The organism is Kluyvera sp. EC_51 (assembly GCF_019584505.1).
GTDB classification, from domain to species: Bacteria; Pseudomonadota; Gammaproteobacteria; order Enterobacterales; family Enterobacteriaceae; genus Kluyvera; species Kluyvera sichuanensis.
Genome location: NZ_VDAG01000003.1, coordinates 7,087 through 7,316 on the forward strand (window position 1 = coordinate 7,087; position 230 = coordinate 7,316).

Annotated in this window: 1 protein-coding gene and 1 pseudogene; one reads left to right on the forward strand and one right to left on the reverse strand. The window is 53.5% G+C overall.

Annotation, left to right across the window (positions count from 1 at the left end; translation table 11 throughout):
- A pseudogene (locus FHC49_RS24555) lies at positions 1–115 on the forward strand (IS6 family transposase); the annotation flags it as partial.
- A gap of 37 nt (positions 116–152) precedes the next feature.
- Here FHC49_RS24555 and FHC49_RS24560 read toward each other — a convergent pair.
- A partial coding sequence (locus tag FHC49_RS24560) for a hypothetical protein (protein ID WP_370631740.1) occupies positions 153–230 on the reverse strand: 78 nt, incomplete at its 5' end.

Consider the following 230-nt stretch of genomic DNA (forward strand, 5'->3'; position numbering starts at 1 on the left):
CGAAGGCCGGTGCCCGTCTGACGTTGAACACCGACAGATTAAGTACCGGAACAACGTGATTGAATGCGATCATGGCAAACTGAAACGGATAATCGGCGCCACGCTGGGATTTAAAGTAAGCGTGCAGCGAGAACCGTATTGACGGGGATGTGTTATTCAGTTGGCAGTGCTACGCGCCAGGGGAGTAGTTCGCTGACCCGGTTTATCGGCCAGTCCGCTATGACGTTAAG